Genomic DNA, 17,917 nt, shown 5'->3' with positions numbered 1-17,917 from the left:
GAGGCTAAGCCGGCCTACGGCGCTAGCTGTCCATTCTGTCAGTTAGCCGTCATTTTGCTGACCGGGTTGGCAGGCTATAAAGAAGGGGCTGACACTGAAGATGACGAAAGCCCTCACGAGGTACCTCCTCTCATCCCTGTCCTTCCCTTTGACTTGCCCGGCGCCTTCCCTGCATGCGTAAACAGACCCGAACCGCAATCGCCGCCAGCGCCATCGTTGTGCTCATCGCGCTCACCAGTTGGAGCCTGACCCGTCCTGCCCCCGCAAAAGTGTCGGCGCCGACTGCGATTCCAGTCCGGGTCATCAGCGTGATCAAGGAGGATGTACCGCGCTATGTCACCGGCATCGGTTCCGTGCTTTCGCTGCACAGTGTCATCGTTCGTCCCCAAGTCGATGGCATCCTGACCAGGCTGCTGGTCAAGGAAGGCCAGCAAGTCAAAGCCGGCGACCTGCTGGCGACCATCGATGACCGTTCGATTCGTGCGATGCTGGCTCAGGCCCAGGCTCAGCTGGGACAAAGCCAGGCGCAACTGGACGTCGCCCAAATCGATCTGAAACGCTATCGCTTGCTGACGACGGACAACGGTATTTCCAAGCAGACGTTCGACCAGCAACAAGCACTGGTCCATCAGCTTCAGGCCACTGCGTTGGGCAATCAGGCGTCTATCGAGGCCGCCCAAGTGCAGTTGTCCTACACGCAGATACGCTCACCGGTGACCGGCCGCGTCGGTATCCGCAACGTCGATGAAGGCAACTTCCTGCGCGTCAGCGACGCTCAAGGTCTGTTCTCCGTGACCCAGATCGACCCGATTGCCGTCGAGTTTTCTTTGCCGCAACAGATGCTCTCAACCTTGCAGGCGCTGGTCCACGGGAGCACGCCAGCAGCCGTTCAAGCCTACATCGGCAATACCGATAACGGCACGTTGTTGGGCGAGGGTAAATTGACCCTGATCGATAATCAGGTGGCCGCCAACACCGGCACCATTCGCGCCAAAGCCGAATTCAGCAACCCCACGGAGAAACTCTGGCCCGGCCAGCTGGTGACCATAAAAATCCAGACGGCCATTGACCGGGATGCCTTGAAAGTGCCGCCACAAGTGGTCCAACGCGGCGTCGATCAGCACTTCGCCTACCGCGTCAAGGGCAATAAGGTGGAAGTGGTGCCGGTGCAAGTGGTGTATCAAGACAGCGATCTGACCCTGATCAAAGGCCCTGACGTCGGTGATGTACTGGTCAGCGACGGCCAGTCCCGGCTTAAACCCGGGGCGCACGTCGACGTAATCACCGCACCGTCCATCGTCGGACAGGACACTGCGATGGAGACCGCACGATGAAAGGCCGGGGGTCGGTATCGGCGTGGTGCATTGATCATCCGGTCGCCACCTTGCTGCTGACGTTTGCAGCGGTGTTGCTGGGCCTGATCGCCTTCCCACGCCTGCCTGTCGCGCCGTTGCCAGAGGCTGAGTTCCCGACTATCCAAGTCACCGCCTCCCTGCCAGGCGCCAGCCCGGAAACCATGGCCTCCTCGGTCGCGACCCCGCTGGAGGTGCAGTTCAGCGCAATCCCCGGCATGACACAAATGACCTCCAGCAGCGCATTGGGTTCGACCAATCTGACGCTGCAATTCACTCTCAGCAAAAGCATCGACACCGCCGCCCAGGAAGTCCAGGCGGCCATCAACACCGCTGCGGGCAGGCTGCCCGCTGACATGCCCAACTTGCCGACCTGGCGCAAGGTCAACCCGGCTGACAGCCCGGTGCTGATCCTCAGCGTCAGCTCAAACCTGATGCCCGGCACCGAACTCAGTGACATCACCGAATCCCTGCTCGCGCGCCAGCTCAGCCAGATCGACGGTGTCGGTCTGGTCAACATCACCGGGCAACAACGCCCTGCAATCCGGGTTCAGGCCGCACCGGAGAAACTCGCGGCCTTGAGGCTGACCCTGGCCGACGTGCGCGTGGCACTGCAACAAACCAGCTTGAACCTGGCCAAAGGCGCGCTGTATGGCAAGGACAATGTCTCGACACTCTCCGCTAACGATCAACTGTTCCAACCCGAGGATTACGCGCAGCTCATTGTGTCCTACAAAGACGGCGCGCCGGTTCATCTCAAAGATGTCGCAACGGTGATCAACGGTGCGGAGAACGCTTACGTCAAAGCCTGGTCCGGCGATCAACAAGGGGTCAACCTGGTGGTCTTCCGTCAGCCGGGGGCGAACATCGTCGAGACCGTGGATCGCATCCAGCGCGAGTTACCTCGCCTACAGGAAATGCTGCCGGCGTCGGTGGAAGTGTCAGTGCTCAACGACCGGACCAAAACCATTCGTGCGTCATTACATGAAGTGGAAATGACTCTACTGATCGCCGTGCTGTTGGTCGTCGCGGTCATGGCCCTGTTCCTGCGCCAGTTATCGGCAACCCTGATCGTCAGCAGTGTGCTGGGCGTGTCGTTGGTCGCCAGTTTCGCGATGATGTACCTGTTCGGTTTCAGCCTGAACAACCTGACACTGGTGGCGATTGTCGTGGCCGTGGGGTTCGTGGTCGACGATGCGATTGTGGTGGTCGAGAATATTCACCGCCACCTCGAAGCAGGCGACGGCATGCGCGAAGCCGCGATCAAGGGTGCCGGGGAAATCGGCTTCACCGTGGTTTCGATCAGTTTCTCGCTGGTGGCCGCGTTCATCCCGCTGCTGTTCATGGGCGGCGTGGTCGGGCGGCTGTTCAAGGAGTTCGCCCTCACCGCCACCGCGACCATTCTGATTTCGGTAGTGGTCTCCCTGACCCTGGCACCCACCCTCGCCGCCCTGTTCATGCGCGCACCCAAGCATGATCCCGACGCCAAGCCGGGCTTCGGCGAGCGCTTATTGGCGTTGTACGAACGAGGCCTGCGCAAGGCACTGGCTCACCAGCGCGTGATGATGGGGATTTTCGGCATGACCCTGGTTCTGGCAGTCGCCGGTTATATCGTCATCCCCAAAGGCTTTTTCCCGGTGCAGGACACCGCTTTCGTGCTGGGTACCAGCGAAGCCGCCGCCGACATTTCCTACCCTGACATGGTCGAGAAACACTTAGCGATGGCCAAAATCGTCAGTGAAGACCCGGCGGTCCAGGCGTTTTCCCATTCAGTGGGGGTGACCGGCAGCAACCAGACCATCGCCAACGGACGTTTCTGGATTGCCCTCAAAGACCGCAGTGATCGCGATGTATCGGTCAGCGAATTCATCGACCGCATACGACCAAAACTGGCAACAGTGCCGGGCATCGTCTTGTACCTGCGCGCCGGGCAAGACATCAACCTCAGCTCCGGCCCGAGTCGAAGCCAATACCAGTACGTGCTCAAGAGCAATGACGGCCAACTCCTCAATACCTGGACCCAGCGCCTGACCGAAAAGCTCCGGGAAAACCCAGCCTTCCGCGACCTGTCCAACGACCTGCAACTGGGTGGCAGCATCACCCACATCAGCATCGACCGCAGCGCTGCGGCGCGCTTTGGCCTGACCACCAGTGACGTCGATCAGGCACTTTACGATGCATTCGGCCAACGGCAGATCAGCGAATACCAGACCGACATCAACCAGTACAAGGTCATCCTGGAACTCGACACCGAGCAACGCGGCAAGGCCGAGAGCCTGAATTATTTCTATCTGCGCTCACCGCTCAGTGGCGAAATGGTCCCGCTGTCGGCCCTGGCCAAAGTCGATCCACCGAGCGTTGGCCCCCTGTCTATCAGCCATGACGGCATGTTCCCGGCCGCCAACCTGTCCTTCAACCTCGCGCCCGGCGTGGCGTTGGGCGATGCAGTGCTGATGCTCGACAAGGCCAAGAGCGACATCGCCATGCCGGCAGCAATCGTCGGCTCGTTCCAGGGGGCGGCGCAGGCGTTCCAGAGTTCGTTGGCCAACCAGCCGTGGCTAGTCCTGGCAGCGCTGGTGGCGGTGTACATCATCCTTGGTGTGCTGTATGAAAGCTTCGTCCATCCCCTGACCATCATCTCGACCCTGCCATCTGCGGGGATCGGCGCACTGCTGCTGCTCTGGCTGCTGGGCCAGGACTTCTCGATCATGGCGCTGATCGGCATCGTGCTGCTGATCGGTATCGTCAAGAAAAACGGTATCCTGTTGGTCGATTTCGCCCTGGATGCCCAGCGCAATCGAGGGCTCAGCCCACAAGATGCTATTTATGAAGCCTGCCTGACGCGCTTCCGACCGATTATCATGACCACGATCGCGGCCCTGCTCGGCGCTTTGCCGCTGATGCTCGGTTACGGGGTCGGCGCGGAGTTGCGCCAGCCTTTGGGGATTGCGGTGGTCGGTGGGTTAGTCGTCAGCCAAGCGTTGACCCTGTTCACCACGCCGGTGATCTACATGCAGCTAGAACGGCTGTTCCATCGGCGCCCGCCACACTCTGCGCCTGACCCCGCAGCAGTTCTGGTCATAGACAAGTGAGTGTCGCCCCATGCGCGTGCTGATTATCGAAGATGAAGAGAAAACCGCCGACTACCTGCACCGGGGCTTGACCGAACAGGGCTACACCGTGGACCTGGCCCGCGATGGTATCGAAGGCCTGCACCTGGGGCTGGAAAGTGACTACGCGGTAATCATTCTCGACGTCATGCTGCCGGGCCTGGACGGCTTCGGGGTATTACGCGCCCTGCGTGCCAGAAAGCAGACACCGGTGATCATGCTCACCGCTCGCGAAAACGTCGACGACCGCATTCGCGGCTTACGCGAAGGCGCGGACGATTACCTGGGCAAACCCTTCTCTTTTCTCGAACTGGTCGCGCGCCTGCAAGCCTTGACCCGACGCAGTAGCGGCCATGAGCCGGTGCAGATCAGCATCGCCGACCTCTGGATCGACCTCATCAGCCGCAAGGCCACACGCGCAGGGATGCGCCTGGACCTGACCGCCAAGGAGTTTTCCCTGCTCAGCGTACTGGCTCGCCGCCAGGGTCAGATCCTCTCGAAAACCTCGATTGCCGAGATGGTCTGGGATATCAATTTCGACAGCGATACGAACGTCGTCGAAGTCGCGATCAAACGCCTGCGCGCCAAACTGGATGGGCCGTTCGAGCAGAAGCTGCTGCATACCATTCGCGGCATGGGTTATGTGCTGGAGAACCGCAGTGGCAACTAATTCCATCGCCCTGCGCCTGAGCAGCCTGTTTGCGCTGGTCGCGATGCTGGTGTTTCTACTGATCGGCTGGGCCCTTTACCTGCAAGTCGAAAAAGGCCTCGGCCAGTTGCCCGCCGCCGAGGTGGAAGCGCGCTACAGCGTGCTCGAATCCGCCGTTACCCGATTTGGCACACCCGAGCATTGGGCGAAGATCAGCGCCAAACTCAAACTACTCAGCGAAGAAGACAAGCGCATCCGATTCTGGGTCGTCAGCGACAACCCGGCCTACGAGTTTGGTAGCCCGGATGCGGCGATACGCCAGTTCGCCAAGGGCCCGCCGGGCATGCGCGACATGGCACTGGCCGGCCATGAGTTCCCGTTCAAAGTACTGGTCAGCCAGTTCCCGGCACAGGATCAACGCCCACCGCTACGGTTTTTGATTGCAATCGATACCGAAACCTTCTGGCAGACCCAGCACTCGCTGCTGATCGCCTTGATCGGTCTCGCGGCCGCCGGCATCGTGCTCGCGTCAGTGCTGGGTTACTGGGTCGCACGCATCGGTTTGAAACCCTTGGTCAGCCTATCGCTGGAAGCCCGGAAACTGGCGCCCCCACGTTTGTCTGGCCGCCTGCAACTGTCCTCCCTACCGCCTGAACTGGACCAATTCGTCAGCTCATTCAACTCGACGCTGGAGCGAGTCGAGCAAGCCTACTCAAGGCTCGAATCATTCAACGCCGATGTCGCCCATGAACTGCGCTCGCCGCTGACCAACCTGATCGGTCAAACTCAAGTGGCGCTGACCCGTGGACGCTCAGCCGAGCATTACTTCGAAGTGTTGCAATCCAACCTGGAAGAGCTTGAGCGATTGAGGTCGATCATCAACGACATGCTGTTTCTGGCCAGCGCCGACCAAGGCAGCAAGGCCACCGAATTGACGTCCACCTCGCTGGCCAAAGAAGTCGCCACAGCCCTGGATTACCTGGACTTCATCCTCGAAGACGCTCACGTGCGGGTCGAGGTTCAGGGTGACGCCAGCGTTCGTATCGAAAAAGCCCACCTGCGACGGGCGCTGATTAACCTGTTGCACAACGCTGTGCAGCATACCGAGCCAGGGCAAGTGATCCGGGTCGAGATCCGGGCCCAAGACGAGCATGTCAGCATCGGAGTGGCCAATCCCGGCGCCGAAATAGCCAGCGAACACTTGCCCATGCTCTTTGAGCGCTTCTATCGCGTCGACGCCTCACGCAGCAACAGCGGCGCCAACCACGGGCTGGGTCTGGCCATCGTCAAAGCCATCGCCCTGATGCATGGCGGGACCGTTTTCGTCCACAGCCAGCAAGGCGTCAACACTTTCGGCATCAACCTTCCGCGCTGAACCATTCCCCTCTTCATTGCAGGCGTGCCTGCCCCCGCAAACGTGCTATCCCCGCTGAGACGTTAAAATTCGTGCCGCACTTTGTTACCAGAATGACAAAAGTCCTTTGAGTACATGCCTCTTTTTCGAACTTGGTCCGACCTATATTTTTGTCGCACTTAATTAGCACTTGCCTAGCAAGAAGGTCTCAAAAATGTCCACCAGTATGGGTATTGCCAGCGTTTTCGTATTGTCTTCGTTCCTGTTATCCGGTCAGGCGTCTGCAGAAGAATCGCAGTCCTTTGTTGCACAGAAAGCCGCACGTCAGGCGTCTGTCGAACAAGCCCAAACCCGAGCAGAAATGACCGCAAAGACACCGAACAACGAGCAATCTCTGGAAAAGTCGGTAGATAGCGGTACTTCCGATAACGCTCAAAAGGGCTAATCGACTGTAATAACGTTTCCCTCGACAGTCGATCAAATGCCCCATTTGATCGACCGTTCTTTAAAAGCCACTGCTACTCAGTGGCTTTTTTTTTGCGTACAATTTTGCGCCGTAGCGGCTGTACGTCGGGCACCTTAGGGCCCACCGATTGCTTTTCCCCCGTTCGCTAACCCACCTGAATCCCGACCCGCCCCCTGCACAAGATGTGCGTTCAGCTTGAAGTCTGATCGTACCCGCTATCAAGACATGTCAGACGTGTAACAATTATTAGAGAGCACGCTGATACCGCCGCTAAGATATAAGGTGTTAAATACGTTCTACTCAGGTGTTAAAAAATCCTTACCTAACTAGTTATTGTCTTTTAAATCAGTACGTTAAATTATTCTCCGTATTTTATTTCCATAGAATTCCGGTCATGAACCCAACCTTTACATTGCACGCAACGCCAGGAAAGTGGTCCAGACCCGAAGTCATCCTGATTTTCGGCAGCAGCTTTGCGGTGGTCGCTATTCTTGTGATCGTCACGTCACTGCTGTTTCGCGAGCGCGACAGCGCGACAGAATTTGCCGCCCGCACGGCGTCCAACATCGTGCAGTTGATCGATGCCGACGTGCAGCGCAATGCCGAGCTGTACGACACATCTATCCAGGGCATGATTGCCGCATGGCAGCTTCCGGGGATCATGGCCATCCCGTCACAGATGCGTCATTTGATGCTGTTCGACCGTTCCACCGCTGCGCCCTATAAAGGTGATTTGCTGCTATTGGACAAGAATGGAAGCATTCTTGCTGACTCTACTTCGCTCGTCCCCAGAGCCGGCAACTTTGCTGACCGCACTCATTTCACGGCGCACCGGGATAACCCATCGCTGGGCCTGCTGGTCAGCGATCCGTTCAAGATGCGCCTGGGTGACCCGGACTGGTGCATCAGCTTCAGTCGCCGCGTGTCTTCACCTGAAGGCGAATTTCTTGGCATCGCCTCGGGGGCGATGCGGCTGCTGTATTTCAATGAGCTGTTCAAAGACCTGAGTATCGGCAAGGACAGCAACGTGAACCTGATCAATACCCACGGCATTCTGCTCGCTCGACAGCCAGTGCTGGATGGCAACGATATGACGGGCGCGGACTTCAGCCAGAAAGCTAACTTCCAACGCTTCCTGAAAGAAGGCAGTGGTCACTTCACCAGTGTGTCCTCGCTGGACAACAAAGAGCGTCTTTACACCTTTTCGCGAGTCGGCGATTTGCCGCTGATCGTGGTCGTTGGCCAATCAGTGGAAGAGGTGTATGCCGTCTGGAGGCGCACTACCTTATTGGTGGGCAGCGCTACCAGCATCTTATGTTTCGGCATTTTGTGGCTGACGTTTCTGTTGCGCCGCGAACTGCGTCTGCGCCAGCGTGCCGAAAATGGCTTGGCCCACCTGGCTGCGACCGACGGCTTGACCGGCCTGGCCAATCGTCGCAGGCTCGATCAGGTACTGAAAACCGAATGGGCGCGAGGGTTACGTTCAGGGCAGCCACTGTCGCTGCTGATGATTGATGTCGACAACTTCAAGACGTTCAACGACCGCCATGGTCATCATGGTGGAGACGAGGCCCTGCGCACTGTGGCGGCGACTATTCTTAGCCGTATTCGCCGCCCTGGAGACCTTGCGGCGCGTTATGGCGGCGAAGAGTTTTCCGTGGTGCTGGCCGACACACCGCTCGAAGGCGCTCAGGTCATCGCCGAAGCCATCAGGGCTGCAATCGAGGCCCTGCCGCGCTTTGCCAATGACGAACACGCCATCACCGTCAGCATCGGGGTCGTCTCTCATGTGATGCGCCCCGGCGACACGCTGAGCACCTTGACCCGCATTGCCGATCAGGCGCTGTATCAAGCCAAACGCAAAGGTCGCAATCGTGTGGAGTGCGGATCATGGACCTCCCACCGCGACCCTCTTGTCACTTGAGTTGCAGGTTGCGCATGCAGAGAAAACGCCAGACGAGCTGGCGTTTTCTCTAAAGCGTTCAATCAGTTTTTTTGTACGTGAGCGGTATCACGCATGGCTTTGACCTGATCATGGTTACGTTGCGCTCCGTCAAGCTGCTTCTGAATCAATGCGATAACGTTCGTTGGCAGATTCTCTTCACGGGCTTTTTCAAGTGCTTTTCTGTAGGCCTTGAGTGCAGTGTCTTCACCTCGCTCTACCTCACTCAGAATCGCCTCATCGCTTTTACCAGTAACCACCGACTTCAGATCGATCCAGGCACGGTGCAGCGAACCAACGATGCTTGAAGACGTTTCAGGATCCCCGCCCAGAACACGAACTTCAGCCTGGAGCTCCCGAACGGCTGTGGCGCACTCTTGCGACCGGCTGATAAAAAAGCTCTTTACCGTCGGATTTTTGATGTCTTCAGCGCTGGTATGAAAGCCTTTTTCGCCATCCTTACTGGTTTCAATCAAATCATTGAGCAATGAAATGGCTTCTTTATTGATATCTGTCATTTTCAAACTCCTTATCGGTTAGTGGATGACAGTTGAAAAAGCAGCCTTCATGCCACGTTCTATTTTCTTTAAATACCTTACATTTCAATAAGTTGATTTACACAAGAGACAGATCAATCGTTCTTTCTGCAAGAACTGTCGTTTGGCCTGCATGCAGAATGCACGTATCTTGAGGGCTGTAGTTTCGTGCACATCCGACGTGCGCACCCTATTGAATGGCCTGGACATGAATCCCGAAAAACTTGAACTGCTGGTCACCCGCGAAATGCCGTATGGCAAATACAAGGGCCGGCTCATCGCCGATTTACCGGGGCAGTACCTGAACTGGTTCGCTCGGGAAGGTTTCCCCTCGGGTGAGTTGGGCAGCCTGTTGGCGTTAATGCACGAGATCGACCATAACGGTTTGTCCGAACTGCTTGACCCGCTACGCAAGCGCCAACGCCCGTTCCGCCCCTAACGATTCATACGCCAAGCGAGTTCGTGATGCCGATTGATCAACATGCCGCCACCGCCCTGGACTGCGCCCGAGACGAAGCCTTCTGGCAGCGCATCGCTTCACGCTATGAGGTCGAGCCAGGCCCGATCAACCTGGAAAACGGTTATTTTGGCCGCATGACCCGGACGGTGGTCGAGGACTATCAACACCAGATCGCCGCCATCAACCGCAGCAACTCAGTGTATGTGCGCCATCAGTTCGATCAGGTCGACAGCGTGCTGATTCGCGATCAACTGGCGGCAATGGTCCAAGTGCCAGCCCACGAGATCGCCATCACGCGCTGTGCCTCCGAATCCCTGCAATCATTGATTCGCAACTACAACGCCCTGCAACCCGGCGATCAGGTGTTGATCAGCGATCTGGATTACATCAGCGTGCAAAGCGCCATGCGCTGGCTGGCAAAGAGCCGTGATGTGGAGGTGATCGAAATCCAGCACCCGCACCCTGCCACCTATGAGAGCCTGCTGGACAGTTACCGCTCAGCCTTCGAGAGCCACCCCCGTTTGAAGTTGATGGCGTTGACCCACGTCACCCACCGCACCGGTCTGGTGATGCCGGTGCAAGCGATTGCCGCGTGGGCCAAGACCCATCGCATTGACGTGATCCTCGACGGCGCGCACGCCCTTGGCCAACTCGACTTCAAACTGGACGAGTTGGGCGTGGCGTTTGCCGGATTCAATCTGCAGAAATGGATCGGAGCGCCGCTGAGCCTGGGCTTTATCTACATTGCCCAGGAGCGCCTGACAGACATCGACCCGGACATGGGCGACAGTCGATTTGCAATCGACGATATCCGGTCGCGCGCGCCCTATGGCACGCCCAATATCCCGGCCCTGATGACCCTGCCGCGAGTGTTCGAAGAGCATCTGGCGATGGGCGGTGCCGCCGTGAAGGGCGCACGCCTGAACTACCTGCGCGACCTGTGGGTCAAGCCTGCAAGGGAATTGTCGGGAATTGAGATTTTGACCCCGGACGACGCGCGCCTGTATTGCGGGATCACGGCATTGCGCTTTACCCGCCAAGTGGATCAGCAGCGGATGGTCGAGCGTTTACTGGAGGAGTACAACCTGTTCACGGTGGCGCGCGACGGCGCTGCGTGCGGGCCGTGCATCCGTATCACTCCGGGCTTTACCACGTCGGTGGCGGAGATCGAAACACTGGTACGAGCACTGCGTGAACTGAGCCGGTAACCGCCCTAAAAAACACGGTGCACCCGACCAAGGCGCACCGTGAAAAGCCAAGCAACAACAACCAACAACCTATCCGTTAGTCAAACAACGCCAGCGCTTCAACGCTGGCAGCTTCAATCCGTGCCCACTCGCCATTCTTGATCCAGGCGTTGTCGAGCATCCACGAGCCGCCCACACACATCACGTTCGGCTGCGCCATGTAGCTCTTCAGGTTGTCTGGATTAACGCCACCGGTAGGACAGAAACGAACTTCGCCGAACGGGCCGCCAAGGGCTTTGATTGCCGCAACGCCGCCGCTGATCTCAGCCGGGAACAATTTGAAACGACGGTAACCCAAGGCGTAGCCCATCATGATCTCCGAGGCGCTACTGATCCCCGGCAGCATCGGCAGCGGACTGTCGACGCCAGCTTGAAGCAGCTCGGGCGTGCAACCGGGGGTAACGATGAATTGCGCCCCAGCCGCTTCAGCGTCCGCCAGCATCTGTCGGTCAAGGATGGTGCCGGCACCGACGCACAGTTCGGGGCGTTGCTCACGCAAGACCCGAATCGCGGTCAGGCCGAATGCCGAGCGCAGGGTCACTTCCAGCGTGGTCAATCCGCCAGCGGCCAGCGCATCGGCCAGTGGCAGAATGTCTTGTTCGCGGGCAATGGTTATCACCGGCAAAATCTTCGCCTTGGCGCAGAGTTCGTCGATTTGGACAATCTTGTTCGCCATGCTGTTCAGCGGCAGGTTTTTTTCGATTGTTTTCATGGCGGCTGATCCTTTGCTCATGGGCACCAGTAAATCTCTAAGGAGGAGTTCAGAAAGGCACGGATGGGCATTTGGGCGAGATCATCACCCGCCACTGCCGTGCGTAATGTATCGAGTTTGGCCTGCCCGGAAATGGACAGGATCTGCAGACGTGCAGACGCGAGCAACTGACGCGTCAGGGTCAAGCGCTGGCGTGGCACCGTCGGCGCCAGCATAGGCAAGCAACGACGCGGTCCATCGAGGCGCAATGCTTCGCTGAGGTTCGGACTCTTGGGAAACAGCGACGCAGTGTGGCCGTCATCCCCCATGCCCAGCACCAATACATCGATTGGTGGCAATTCAGCCAAGGCTTGATCGGCCTCTTGTGCCGCCTCATCCAGGGTTGGCGTTGCGCGGTACAGCCCAATGAAACGGGCTTTAGCCGCTGGTCCCTGAAGCAAGTAGCGCTTCAACAGGCCGGCATTGCTGTCGGCATGTTCCACCGGCACCCAGCGTTCGTCCGCCAGGCTGACCACCACCCTGGACCAGTCCAGCGACTGCTGCGCCAGGCTTTGGAAAAATGCCACCGGACTGCGCCCGCCGGACACCACCAGAGTCGCCACGCCATGCGCACTGATTGCGCTGCGCAGTTGCTCAGCCACCGCCGTCGCCAGCTCACTGGCCAACAGCGCCGGATTGGCAAACGTGTGAGCGACTATGCCCGCAGGCAGTTCAACTTTAGATATCCCCATACCAGGACCTCCCGTCACGAGTAATCAGTGCAATGGAGCTCATCGGCCCCCACGACCCAGCCGCGTAAGGCTTGGGTGCATCGCCGGCCTTCTTCCAGCCCGCGATCAGTTGGTCGCACCATTGCCATGCGTACTCAATTTCATCTTTACGGACAAACAGGTTCTGATTGCCACGCATGACTTCCAGCAACAACCGCTCGTAGGCATCGGGGATCCGCGCGCTTTGATAGGTGTCTGAAAAATTCAACTGCAAAGGGCCGCTGCGCAGCTGCATGCCTTTATCCAGGCCTTGATCCTTGGTCATCACCTGCAAGGAAATGCCTTCATCGGGCTGCAGGCGAATGATCAACCGGTTGCTGATCTGCAAGCGCTGCTCGGGGGCGAAAATGTAGTGCGGCGGCTCTTTGAAATGGATCACGATCTGCGACAGTTTTTGCGGCATGCGCTTGCCGGTACGCAGGTAGAACGGCACGCCCGACCAGCGCCAGTTGCGAATGTCAGCACGCAACGCAACAAAGGTTTCGGTATCGCTCTGAGTATTGGAGTTTTCTTCCTCCAGATAGCCCGGCACCGGTTTGCCTTCGCTGTAACCGGCAATGTACTGGCCCCGCACCACCTGAGTGGCAAGGCGTTCAGGGGTGAACGGCGCCAGGGCTTTAAGCACCTTGACCTTCTCGTCGCGAATGCTGTCGGCGGACAGGTCGCTCGGCGGGTCCATGGCGATCAGGCAAAGCAGTTGCAGCAAGTGATTCTGGATCATGTCGCGCAGTTGCCCGGCCTGATCGAAGTAACCCCAACGGCCTTCGATGCCGACCTGTTCGGCGACCGTGATTTCAACGTGGGAAATGTGGTTCTGATTCCACTGGGTCTCGAACAGGCTGTTGGCAAACCGCAGGGCGATCAAGTTCTGTACGGTTTCCTTGCCCAGATAGTGGTCGATTCGATAGACGCGGTTTTCCGGAAAGAACTGCGCGACCGCATCGTTGACCCGACGCGAGGAGGCCAGGTCGTGGCCGATTGGTTTTTCCAGTACGGCACGGGTGCGCTCGGTCAGATTGACCGACGCGAGGTTCTCGCAGATCGCGCCATACACCGAAGCCGGGGTAGCAAAATAGGCGATCAAACGCTCGGCGTCGCCCACCCGATCAGCCAGTGCGACATAATCCTCGGCCTTGAGAAAGTCCACATGCAGGTAACTCAGGCGCGCCTGAAAACGCTGCACATGTTCATCTTCAAGCTCGGCCTCGGGTACGAATCGGCGCAAACTGCTGTCTATGTAAGCCAAATGCTGCTGTTCACTGCCGGACTCACGCGCCAAGGCAAAAATACGGGTATCGGCATGCAACAACCCAGCGCGGTCAAGCTGGTACAAGGCCGGAAACAGCTTGCGCACTGCCAGGTCGCCTAACGCGCCAAACAAGGCAAAGGTGCACGATTCAACCGTTATCAGGGGCATAATGTTTGTTCTTTTATCAAGTTAGGCTACAAATACCTTTTTTAAAGGCAGTATTCAAGATCAAATGTAGTAATAACCACAACATTTCGTCTAAAACCAGATTCCGATGGTGATCGACGAGGGCCATCAGTACGATAGGCCACCTTTACCAGCGTCTGTAAGACTCTCGATGACAGGCATTGCCAGGGTGTGTACAAATCAGTCTGTTGCCTGCTCGACAAGGATATAAAATGGACCGCATGCGCAACCTCCTGGAGCATATCCAGGGCCGTCTCGATGAATTGAACAAGGCTGAGCGCAAGGTCGCCGAGGTGATCCTGCTCAACCCACAGCAAGCGACGCGCTTGAGTATCGCCGCGCTCGCTCAGGCCGCCAAGGTCAGCGAGCCCACGGTCAACCGCTTTTGCCGCTCGTTCGGTGTCAGCGGTTATCCCGAGCTCAAGTTGCAGCTGGCGCAAAGTCTGGCCAGTGGCGCGGCGTATGTAAGCCGCGCAGTGGAGGCCGACGACAACCCCGAGGACTACACCCGGAAAATTTTCGGCAGCGCCATTGCCTCGCTGGACAGCGCCCTTCAGCAACTCGATTCGAACCTGATCAGCAAAGCCGTGGATCTATTGATTCAGGCGCGGCAGATCCATTTTTTTGGCCTCGGCGCTTCGGCCCCGGTGGCGATGGATGCGCAGCATAAATTCTTTCGTTTCAACCTCGCGGTGACCGCGCACGTTGATGTGCTGATGCAGCGCATGATCGCTTCCGTCGCACATACCGGCGAGTTATTTGTGATCATTTCCTACACCGGCCGCACCCGCGAACTGGTGGAAGTGGCCCGCATTGCCCGCGAAAACGGCGCCTCGGTTCTGGGCCTGACCGCCGAGGGGTCGCCACTGGCCAAGGCCAGCACCCTGAGCTTGAATATCCCGCTCCCAGAAGACACCGACATCTATATGCCGATGACCTCACGGATCATCCAGCTCACCGTGCTCGACGTATTGGCCACCGGCATGACCCTGCGCCGGGGCGTGGATTTCCAGCCGCATTTGCGCAAAATCAAGGAAAGCCTCAACGCCAGCCGTTATCCGATTGACGATGAGTTGATTTAAGGCCCGGTCACCATCGGGCACACCGCATCGAGCCAGCGCTTCTGCGCCAAACGACTCAAAAAAAACGGGCAGCCAGGCTGCCCGCAAAGCACACACATACCTTGATCACTGACAGCGCGTCTTCAAACCTTGCTTAGCGCTAAAACCCGCTTAGAACTTCGACTGAATCTTCAAACCTGCAACCAGCGCATCGTCAACCTGATCGACGCCACCTGGGTGTTTGATGAATTGCAGGTTGGGACGCACGGTCAGCCAATTGGTGACGTGGAAACCGTAGTAAATCTCGGCGTTGTATTCAGTACTCTGCACCGGCAGATAGTTAGGGTTGTCGTAATCGTCGATCCCGCTGATTTGGTTGACCAGACGTGCACGGTCTTGCGCATCATCATTGACGTGAATCCGAGCGATACCCACGCCCATGTCATCTTTTGGACGCGCATTGAACGGACCTTTGTAGGTCAGGCCGATCTGCTGGTAGTTATCGATGTAGTTGGTAGCCTTGTCATGCACGGTTGCGTTGGCGAACGCACTCAAGCCACGGGCAGCATCGCCGTTGTGGGTGGTGAGTTGCTGCTGTGCCACGACCCACCAGCCATGCTTGCTGCTGTGCGACTGGTATTCCCCGCCCGGGGTGAGTGGCTGCGCCTGACCGTCGGCGCCTTTGTAAACGTCGTCGGCTTTGGCGGTGCTGTAGTAGTAACCGAGACGGTATTCGCCCGGCAGGTCGTTGACCTTCGGCGACCAGACCAACTCGGTGGGGATGATCATGCCTTTGGTACCGCTGCCACTGAGCTTGAAGCCGTTACCGGTTTCCAGGTTGGATGGGTTCTGCTCGAACGCGCCGACCTGTGCATAGAACTCGGGGGTGATGTTGTATTTAACACGTAACGCCCACTGGCTGACCGGCCAGTTGTACCAGATGCTGCCGACCCAGTTACCCACTTGCGAGCCGCAGAACGCAAGGTTCTGGAAGTCGCACGGGAAGCTGTTGAAGTCTTCGCCTGGCCCAAAACGACCAGCTTTAACATCCAGTGCGCCGTCAAAATATTTCTGCTTGGCCCACATTTGCGTCAGGCGCCAGGTCTGACCACGGCCCCAGACTTCCTGTGACGAACTAAAGGTGCCAGCACGCGGATCGCCTATGCGGTCATTGGAGATGTTGCGGCCACTGCGCTCAGTGATCGCCAGTTTGAATTCAGCGTCATGCCAGCCGAGGATTTTTTGCAGATCCAGGTCCACGCCCAGAGCGAACTGATCCGCATAGCGCGCAGTCTTGTCGTTGTTGTAGCCGCCGTGCAAGTTGCTGCCGACTTCCCCTACGTACTCAAGTGAAAAGTCATATCCCTTGTTCAGCAGTTCGGTACGCGTGCCGCCCCAGTCACCCGACATCCACTGCGAGTTCGGATCAAAAGCATCAGCCGCGTGCACGCTTCCAGCCAAGCTTAATGCACCCAAAACAGACAGCGTGCTAATCAGCTTGAATTGGGTAAGCGATTTGGCTTCTTTATGATTCATCCCTTAAATCCTCTTATTGTTATTAGCGCTAGTAGGTGACTTGCATTGACTAACATCGTGTCGCTGGCTGACCGACTGTTAAGGCCTGATCGATCAAACCCGCGATGCTCGGCGCACCCCGTCATTGGTTGCGACTAATTTGCGTGACATTGCCCACACGTTCAGCGGGCTGGGACTTTCCCAAAACCCCGAGCCGCTCACCGCTCTTGGCGTCGAACAGCAACACTTTTGAAGGATCGAACTGCAGGTTCAGTGATTCCCCTACCTGCGGCGCAACGTCCGGCGCCAGGCGGCAGCAGACCTTGCTCTGGTTAAGCGTGACGAACACCAAGGTGTCCGGCCCGGTCGGCTCGGTGACTTGAACTTCGGCGCGAATAGTCGGCAAGCCGTTGGGTTCGACGGGTGCCAGAACGATCTGTTCAGGACGCATGCCGAGAATCACTTCACGGTCTTCCAGGCCCGCATCAAGCATGCCCAGCGGCAGCTCGCAACGCGCCTGACCACTGTCGAGCAGGGCCAGCAGCCGCCCGTCCTTACGTTGCAGGCGCAAGGGGATGAAGTTCATCGGCGGCGAACCGATGAAGCTGGCGACGAACAGGTTGGCCGGATCGTTGTAAATCTGCTTCGGCGTGCCGAACTGCTGAATGATCCCGTCCTTCATCACCGCCACTTTGTCGCCCAGAGTCATGGCTTCGATCTGGTCGTGGGTCACGTAAACCGTGGTGGTTTTCAGGCGCTGGTGCATCAGTTTCATTTCAGTCCGCATCTCGACCCGCAGCTTGGCGTCGAGGTTGGAAAGCGGCTCATCGAACAGGTAGATTTTCGGCCGCCGCGCCAACGCACGACCCATGGCCACACGCTGTTGCTGCCCACCGGAAAGCTGGCCGGGCTTCCGATTGAGCAGGTGTTCGATCTGCAACAGCTTGGCGACCCGCGCGACCTCCTCTTCGATGGCTGCGGGCGCCATCTTGCGGATTTTCAAACCAAACGAGATGTTTTCGCGCACGCTCATGGTTGGGTACAACGCGTAAGACTGGAACACCATGGCGATGTCACGATCCTTGGGGCTCATGCCACTGATGTCCGCGTCATCGATCAGGATCGAGCCGCCGCTGATGTTTTCCAGCCCGGCAATGCAGTTCATCAACGTCGATTTACCGCAGCCCGAAGGACCGACCAGAATCAGAAACTCGCCGTCATCGATCTTCAGTTCGATGTTTTTCAAGGTGTCCGGCAAACCGCTGCCGTAGGTCTTGTTGACGTTGCGCAATTCGAGAGTTGCCATGA

15 protein-coding genes are annotated in these 17,917 nt (G+C 57.9%); 9 read left to right on the top strand and 6 right to left on the bottom strand.

Annotated elements, in window-relative coordinates; translation table 11 throughout:
• Positions 1–173: 173 nt before the first annotated feature.
• From QN399_RS04950 to QN399_RS04925, 6 genes are all read left to right on the top strand, one after another.
• A complete protein-coding gene (locus QN399_RS04950; protein WP_330200629.1) occupies positions 174–1,334 on the top strand; it encodes an efflux RND transporter periplasmic adaptor subunit in 1,161 nt (386 codons plus the stop codon).
• Positions 1,331–4,444, top strand: coding sequence for a multidrug efflux RND transporter permease subunit (locus QN399_RS04945; RefSeq protein WP_330200628.1), 3,114 nt, complete (start codon positions 1,331–1,333; stop codon positions 4,442–4,444). The genes QN399_RS04950 and QN399_RS04945 overlap by 4 nt, the downstream gene beginning before the upstream one ends.
• A 10-nt stretch (positions 4,445–4,454) precedes the next feature.
• Positions 4,455–5,132 carry a heavy metal response regulator transcription factor gene (locus QN399_RS04940; protein WP_322178073.1) on the top strand — a complete coding sequence of 226 codons (678 nt, stop codon included), beginning with the start codon at positions 4,455–4,457 and terminating at the stop codon, positions 5,130–5,132.
• Positions 5,122–6,486, top strand: coding sequence for a heavy metal sensor histidine kinase (locus QN399_RS04935; protein WP_322178072.1), 1,365 nt, complete (start codon positions 5,122–5,124; stop codon positions 6,484–6,486). Before QN399_RS04940 ends, QN399_RS04935 begins: the two co-directional genes overlap by 11 nt.
• A gap of 193 nt (positions 6,487–6,679) precedes the next feature.
• The gene (locus QN399_RS04930; protein WP_322178071.1) at positions 6,680–6,910 is read left to right on the top strand and encodes a hypothetical protein; all 231 of its coding nucleotides are present in this window, start codon (positions 6,680–6,682) and stop codon (positions 6,908–6,910) included.
• A gap of 415 nt (positions 6,911–7,325) precedes the next feature.
• Positions 7,326–8,855: a sensor domain-containing diguanylate cyclase gene (locus tag QN399_RS04925; protein ID WP_323566278.1), complete on the top strand. Its 1,530-nt coding sequence runs from the start codon at positions 7,326–7,328 to the stop codon at positions 8,853–8,855.
• Between the two features lie 62 nt (positions 8,856–8,917).
• Here the strand turns inward: QN399_RS04925 and QN399_RS04920 are convergent, their stop codons facing one another.
• Positions 8,918–9,391 carry a PA2169 family four-helix-bundle protein gene (locus QN399_RS04920; RefSeq protein ID WP_322178069.1) on the bottom strand — a complete coding sequence of 158 codons (474 nt, stop codon included), beginning with the start codon at positions 9,389–9,391 and terminating at the stop codon, positions 8,918–8,920.
• Positions 9,392–9,617: 226 nt separating this feature from the next.
• Between QN399_RS04920 and QN399_RS04915 the strand changes: the two genes are divergently transcribed.
• Positions 9,618–9,848 carry a DUF3820 family protein gene (locus QN399_RS04915; RefSeq protein ID WP_219060970.1) on the top strand — a complete coding sequence of 77 codons (231 nt, stop codon included), beginning with the start codon at positions 9,618–9,620 and terminating at the stop codon, positions 9,846–9,848.
• A gap of 26 nt (positions 9,849–9,874) precedes the next feature.
• Positions 9,875–11,077, top strand: coding sequence for an aminotransferase class V-fold PLP-dependent enzyme (locus tag QN399_RS04910; protein WP_322178068.1), 1,203 nt, complete (start codon positions 9,875–9,877; stop codon positions 11,075–11,077).
• Between the two features lie 76 nt (positions 11,078–11,153).
• Here QN399_RS04910 and QN399_RS04905 read toward each other — a convergent pair whose 3' ends face one another.
• The 3 genes from QN399_RS04905 to zwf are packed head-to-tail and all read right to left on the bottom strand — an operon-like array spanning position 11,154 to position 14,015.
• Positions 11,154–11,828 (bottom strand): bifunctional 4-hydroxy-2-oxoglutarate aldolase/2-dehydro-3-deoxy-phosphogluconate aldolase, encoded by a 675-nt coding sequence (locus tag QN399_RS04905; RefSeq protein ID WP_322178067.1) that lies wholly within the window; start codon positions 11,826–11,828, stop codon positions 11,154–11,156.
• A 17-nt stretch (positions 11,829–11,845) separates the two neighbouring features.
• Positions 11,846–12,559 (bottom strand): 6-phosphogluconolactonase, encoded by a 714-nt coding sequence (gene pgl / locus QN399_RS04900; protein ID WP_322215155.1) that lies wholly within the window; start codon positions 12,557–12,559, stop codon positions 11,846–11,848.
• Positions 12,546–14,015: a glucose-6-phosphate dehydrogenase gene (gene zwf / locus QN399_RS04895; protein ID WP_219060966.1), complete on the bottom strand. Its 1,470-nt coding sequence runs from the start codon at positions 14,013–14,015 to the stop codon at positions 12,546–12,548. The genes pgl and zwf overlap by 14 nt, the downstream gene beginning before the upstream one ends.
• A 239-nt stretch (positions 14,016–14,254) precedes the next feature.
• On the opposite strand from zwf, the gene QN399_RS04890 reads away from it, so the two are divergent.
• Positions 14,255–15,115 (top strand): MurR/RpiR family transcriptional regulator, encoded by an 861-nt coding sequence (locus QN399_RS04890; RefSeq protein WP_322183037.1) that lies wholly within the window; start codon positions 14,255–14,257, stop codon positions 15,113–15,115.
• Positions 15,116–15,265: 150 nt separating this feature from the next.
• Here the strand turns inward: QN399_RS04890 and QN399_RS04885 are convergent, their stop codons facing one another.
• Both QN399_RS04885 and QN399_RS04880 read right to left on the bottom strand, forming a co-directional pair.
• Complete coding sequence (locus tag QN399_RS04885; protein WP_323566275.1) at positions 15,266–16,630, bottom strand: carbohydrate porin; 1,365 nt, start codon at positions 16,628–16,630, stop codon at positions 15,266–15,268.
• A gap of 121 nt (positions 16,631–16,751) precedes the next feature.
• Positions 16,752–17,915, bottom strand: coding sequence for an ABC transporter ATP-binding protein (locus tag QN399_RS04880; protein ID WP_322178064.1), 1,164 nt, complete (start codon positions 17,913–17,915; stop codon positions 16,752–16,754).
• Between the last annotated feature and the right edge of the window lie 2 nt (positions 17,916–17,917).

Source organism: Pseudomonas sp. 10C3, from assembly GCF_036346185.1.
Lineage (GTDB): Bacteria > Pseudomonadota > Gammaproteobacteria > Pseudomonadales > Pseudomonadaceae > Aquipseudomonas.
Note: the sequence above shows the minus strand (reverse complement) of the source record. Positions and strands in the feature narration are given on the sequence as shown.

Coding starts and splice junctions, on each gene's coding strand:
- QN399_RS04925 (WP_323566278.1), top strand. CDS start 7,326: ATGAACCCAACCTTTACATTGCACGCAACGCCAGGAAAGTGGTCCAGA.
- zwf (WP_219060966.1), bottom strand. CDS start 14,015: ATGCCCCTGATAACGGTTGAATCGTGCACCTTTGCCTTGTTTGGCGCG.
- QN399_RS04950 (WP_330200629.1), top strand. CDS start 174: ATGCGTAAACAGACCCGAACCGCAATCGCCGCCAGCGCCATCGTTGTG.
- QN399_RS04945 (WP_330200628.1), top strand. CDS start 1,331: ATGAAAGGCCGGGGGTCGGTATCGGCGTGGTGCATTGATCATCCGGTC.
- pgl (WP_322215155.1), bottom strand. CDS start 12,559: ATGGGGATATCTAAAGTTGAACTGCCTGCGGGCATAGTCGCTCACACG.
- QN399_RS04940 (WP_322178073.1), top strand. CDS start 4,455: ATGCGCGTGCTGATTATCGAAGATGAAGAGAAAACCGCCGACTACCTG.
- QN399_RS04910 (WP_322178068.1), top strand. CDS start 9,875: ATGCCGATTGATCAACATGCCGCCACCGCCCTGGACTGCGCCCGAGAC.
- QN399_RS04905 (WP_322178067.1), bottom strand. CDS start 11,828: ATGAAAACAATCGAAAAAAACCTGCCGCTGAACAGCATGGCGAACAAG.
- QN399_RS04880 (WP_322178064.1), bottom strand. CDS start 17,915: ATGGCAACTCTCGAATTGCGCAACGTCAACAAGACCTACGGCAGCGGT.
- QN399_RS04915 (WP_219060970.1), top strand. CDS start 9,618: ATGAATCCCGAAAAACTTGAACTGCTGGTCACCCGCGAAATGCCGTAT.
- QN399_RS04885 (WP_323566275.1), bottom strand. CDS start 16,630: ATGAATCATAAAGAAGCCAAATCGCTTACCCAATTCAAGCTGATTAGC.
- QN399_RS04920 (WP_322178069.1), bottom strand. CDS start 9,391: ATGACAGATATCAATAAAGAAGCCATTTCATTGCTCAATGATTTGATT.
- QN399_RS04890 (WP_322183037.1), top strand. CDS start 14,255: ATGCGCAACCTCCTGGAGCATATCCAGGGCCGTCTCGATGAATTGAAC.
- QN399_RS04930 (WP_322178071.1), top strand. CDS start 6,680: ATGTCCACCAGTATGGGTATTGCCAGCGTTTTCGTATTGTCTTCGTTC.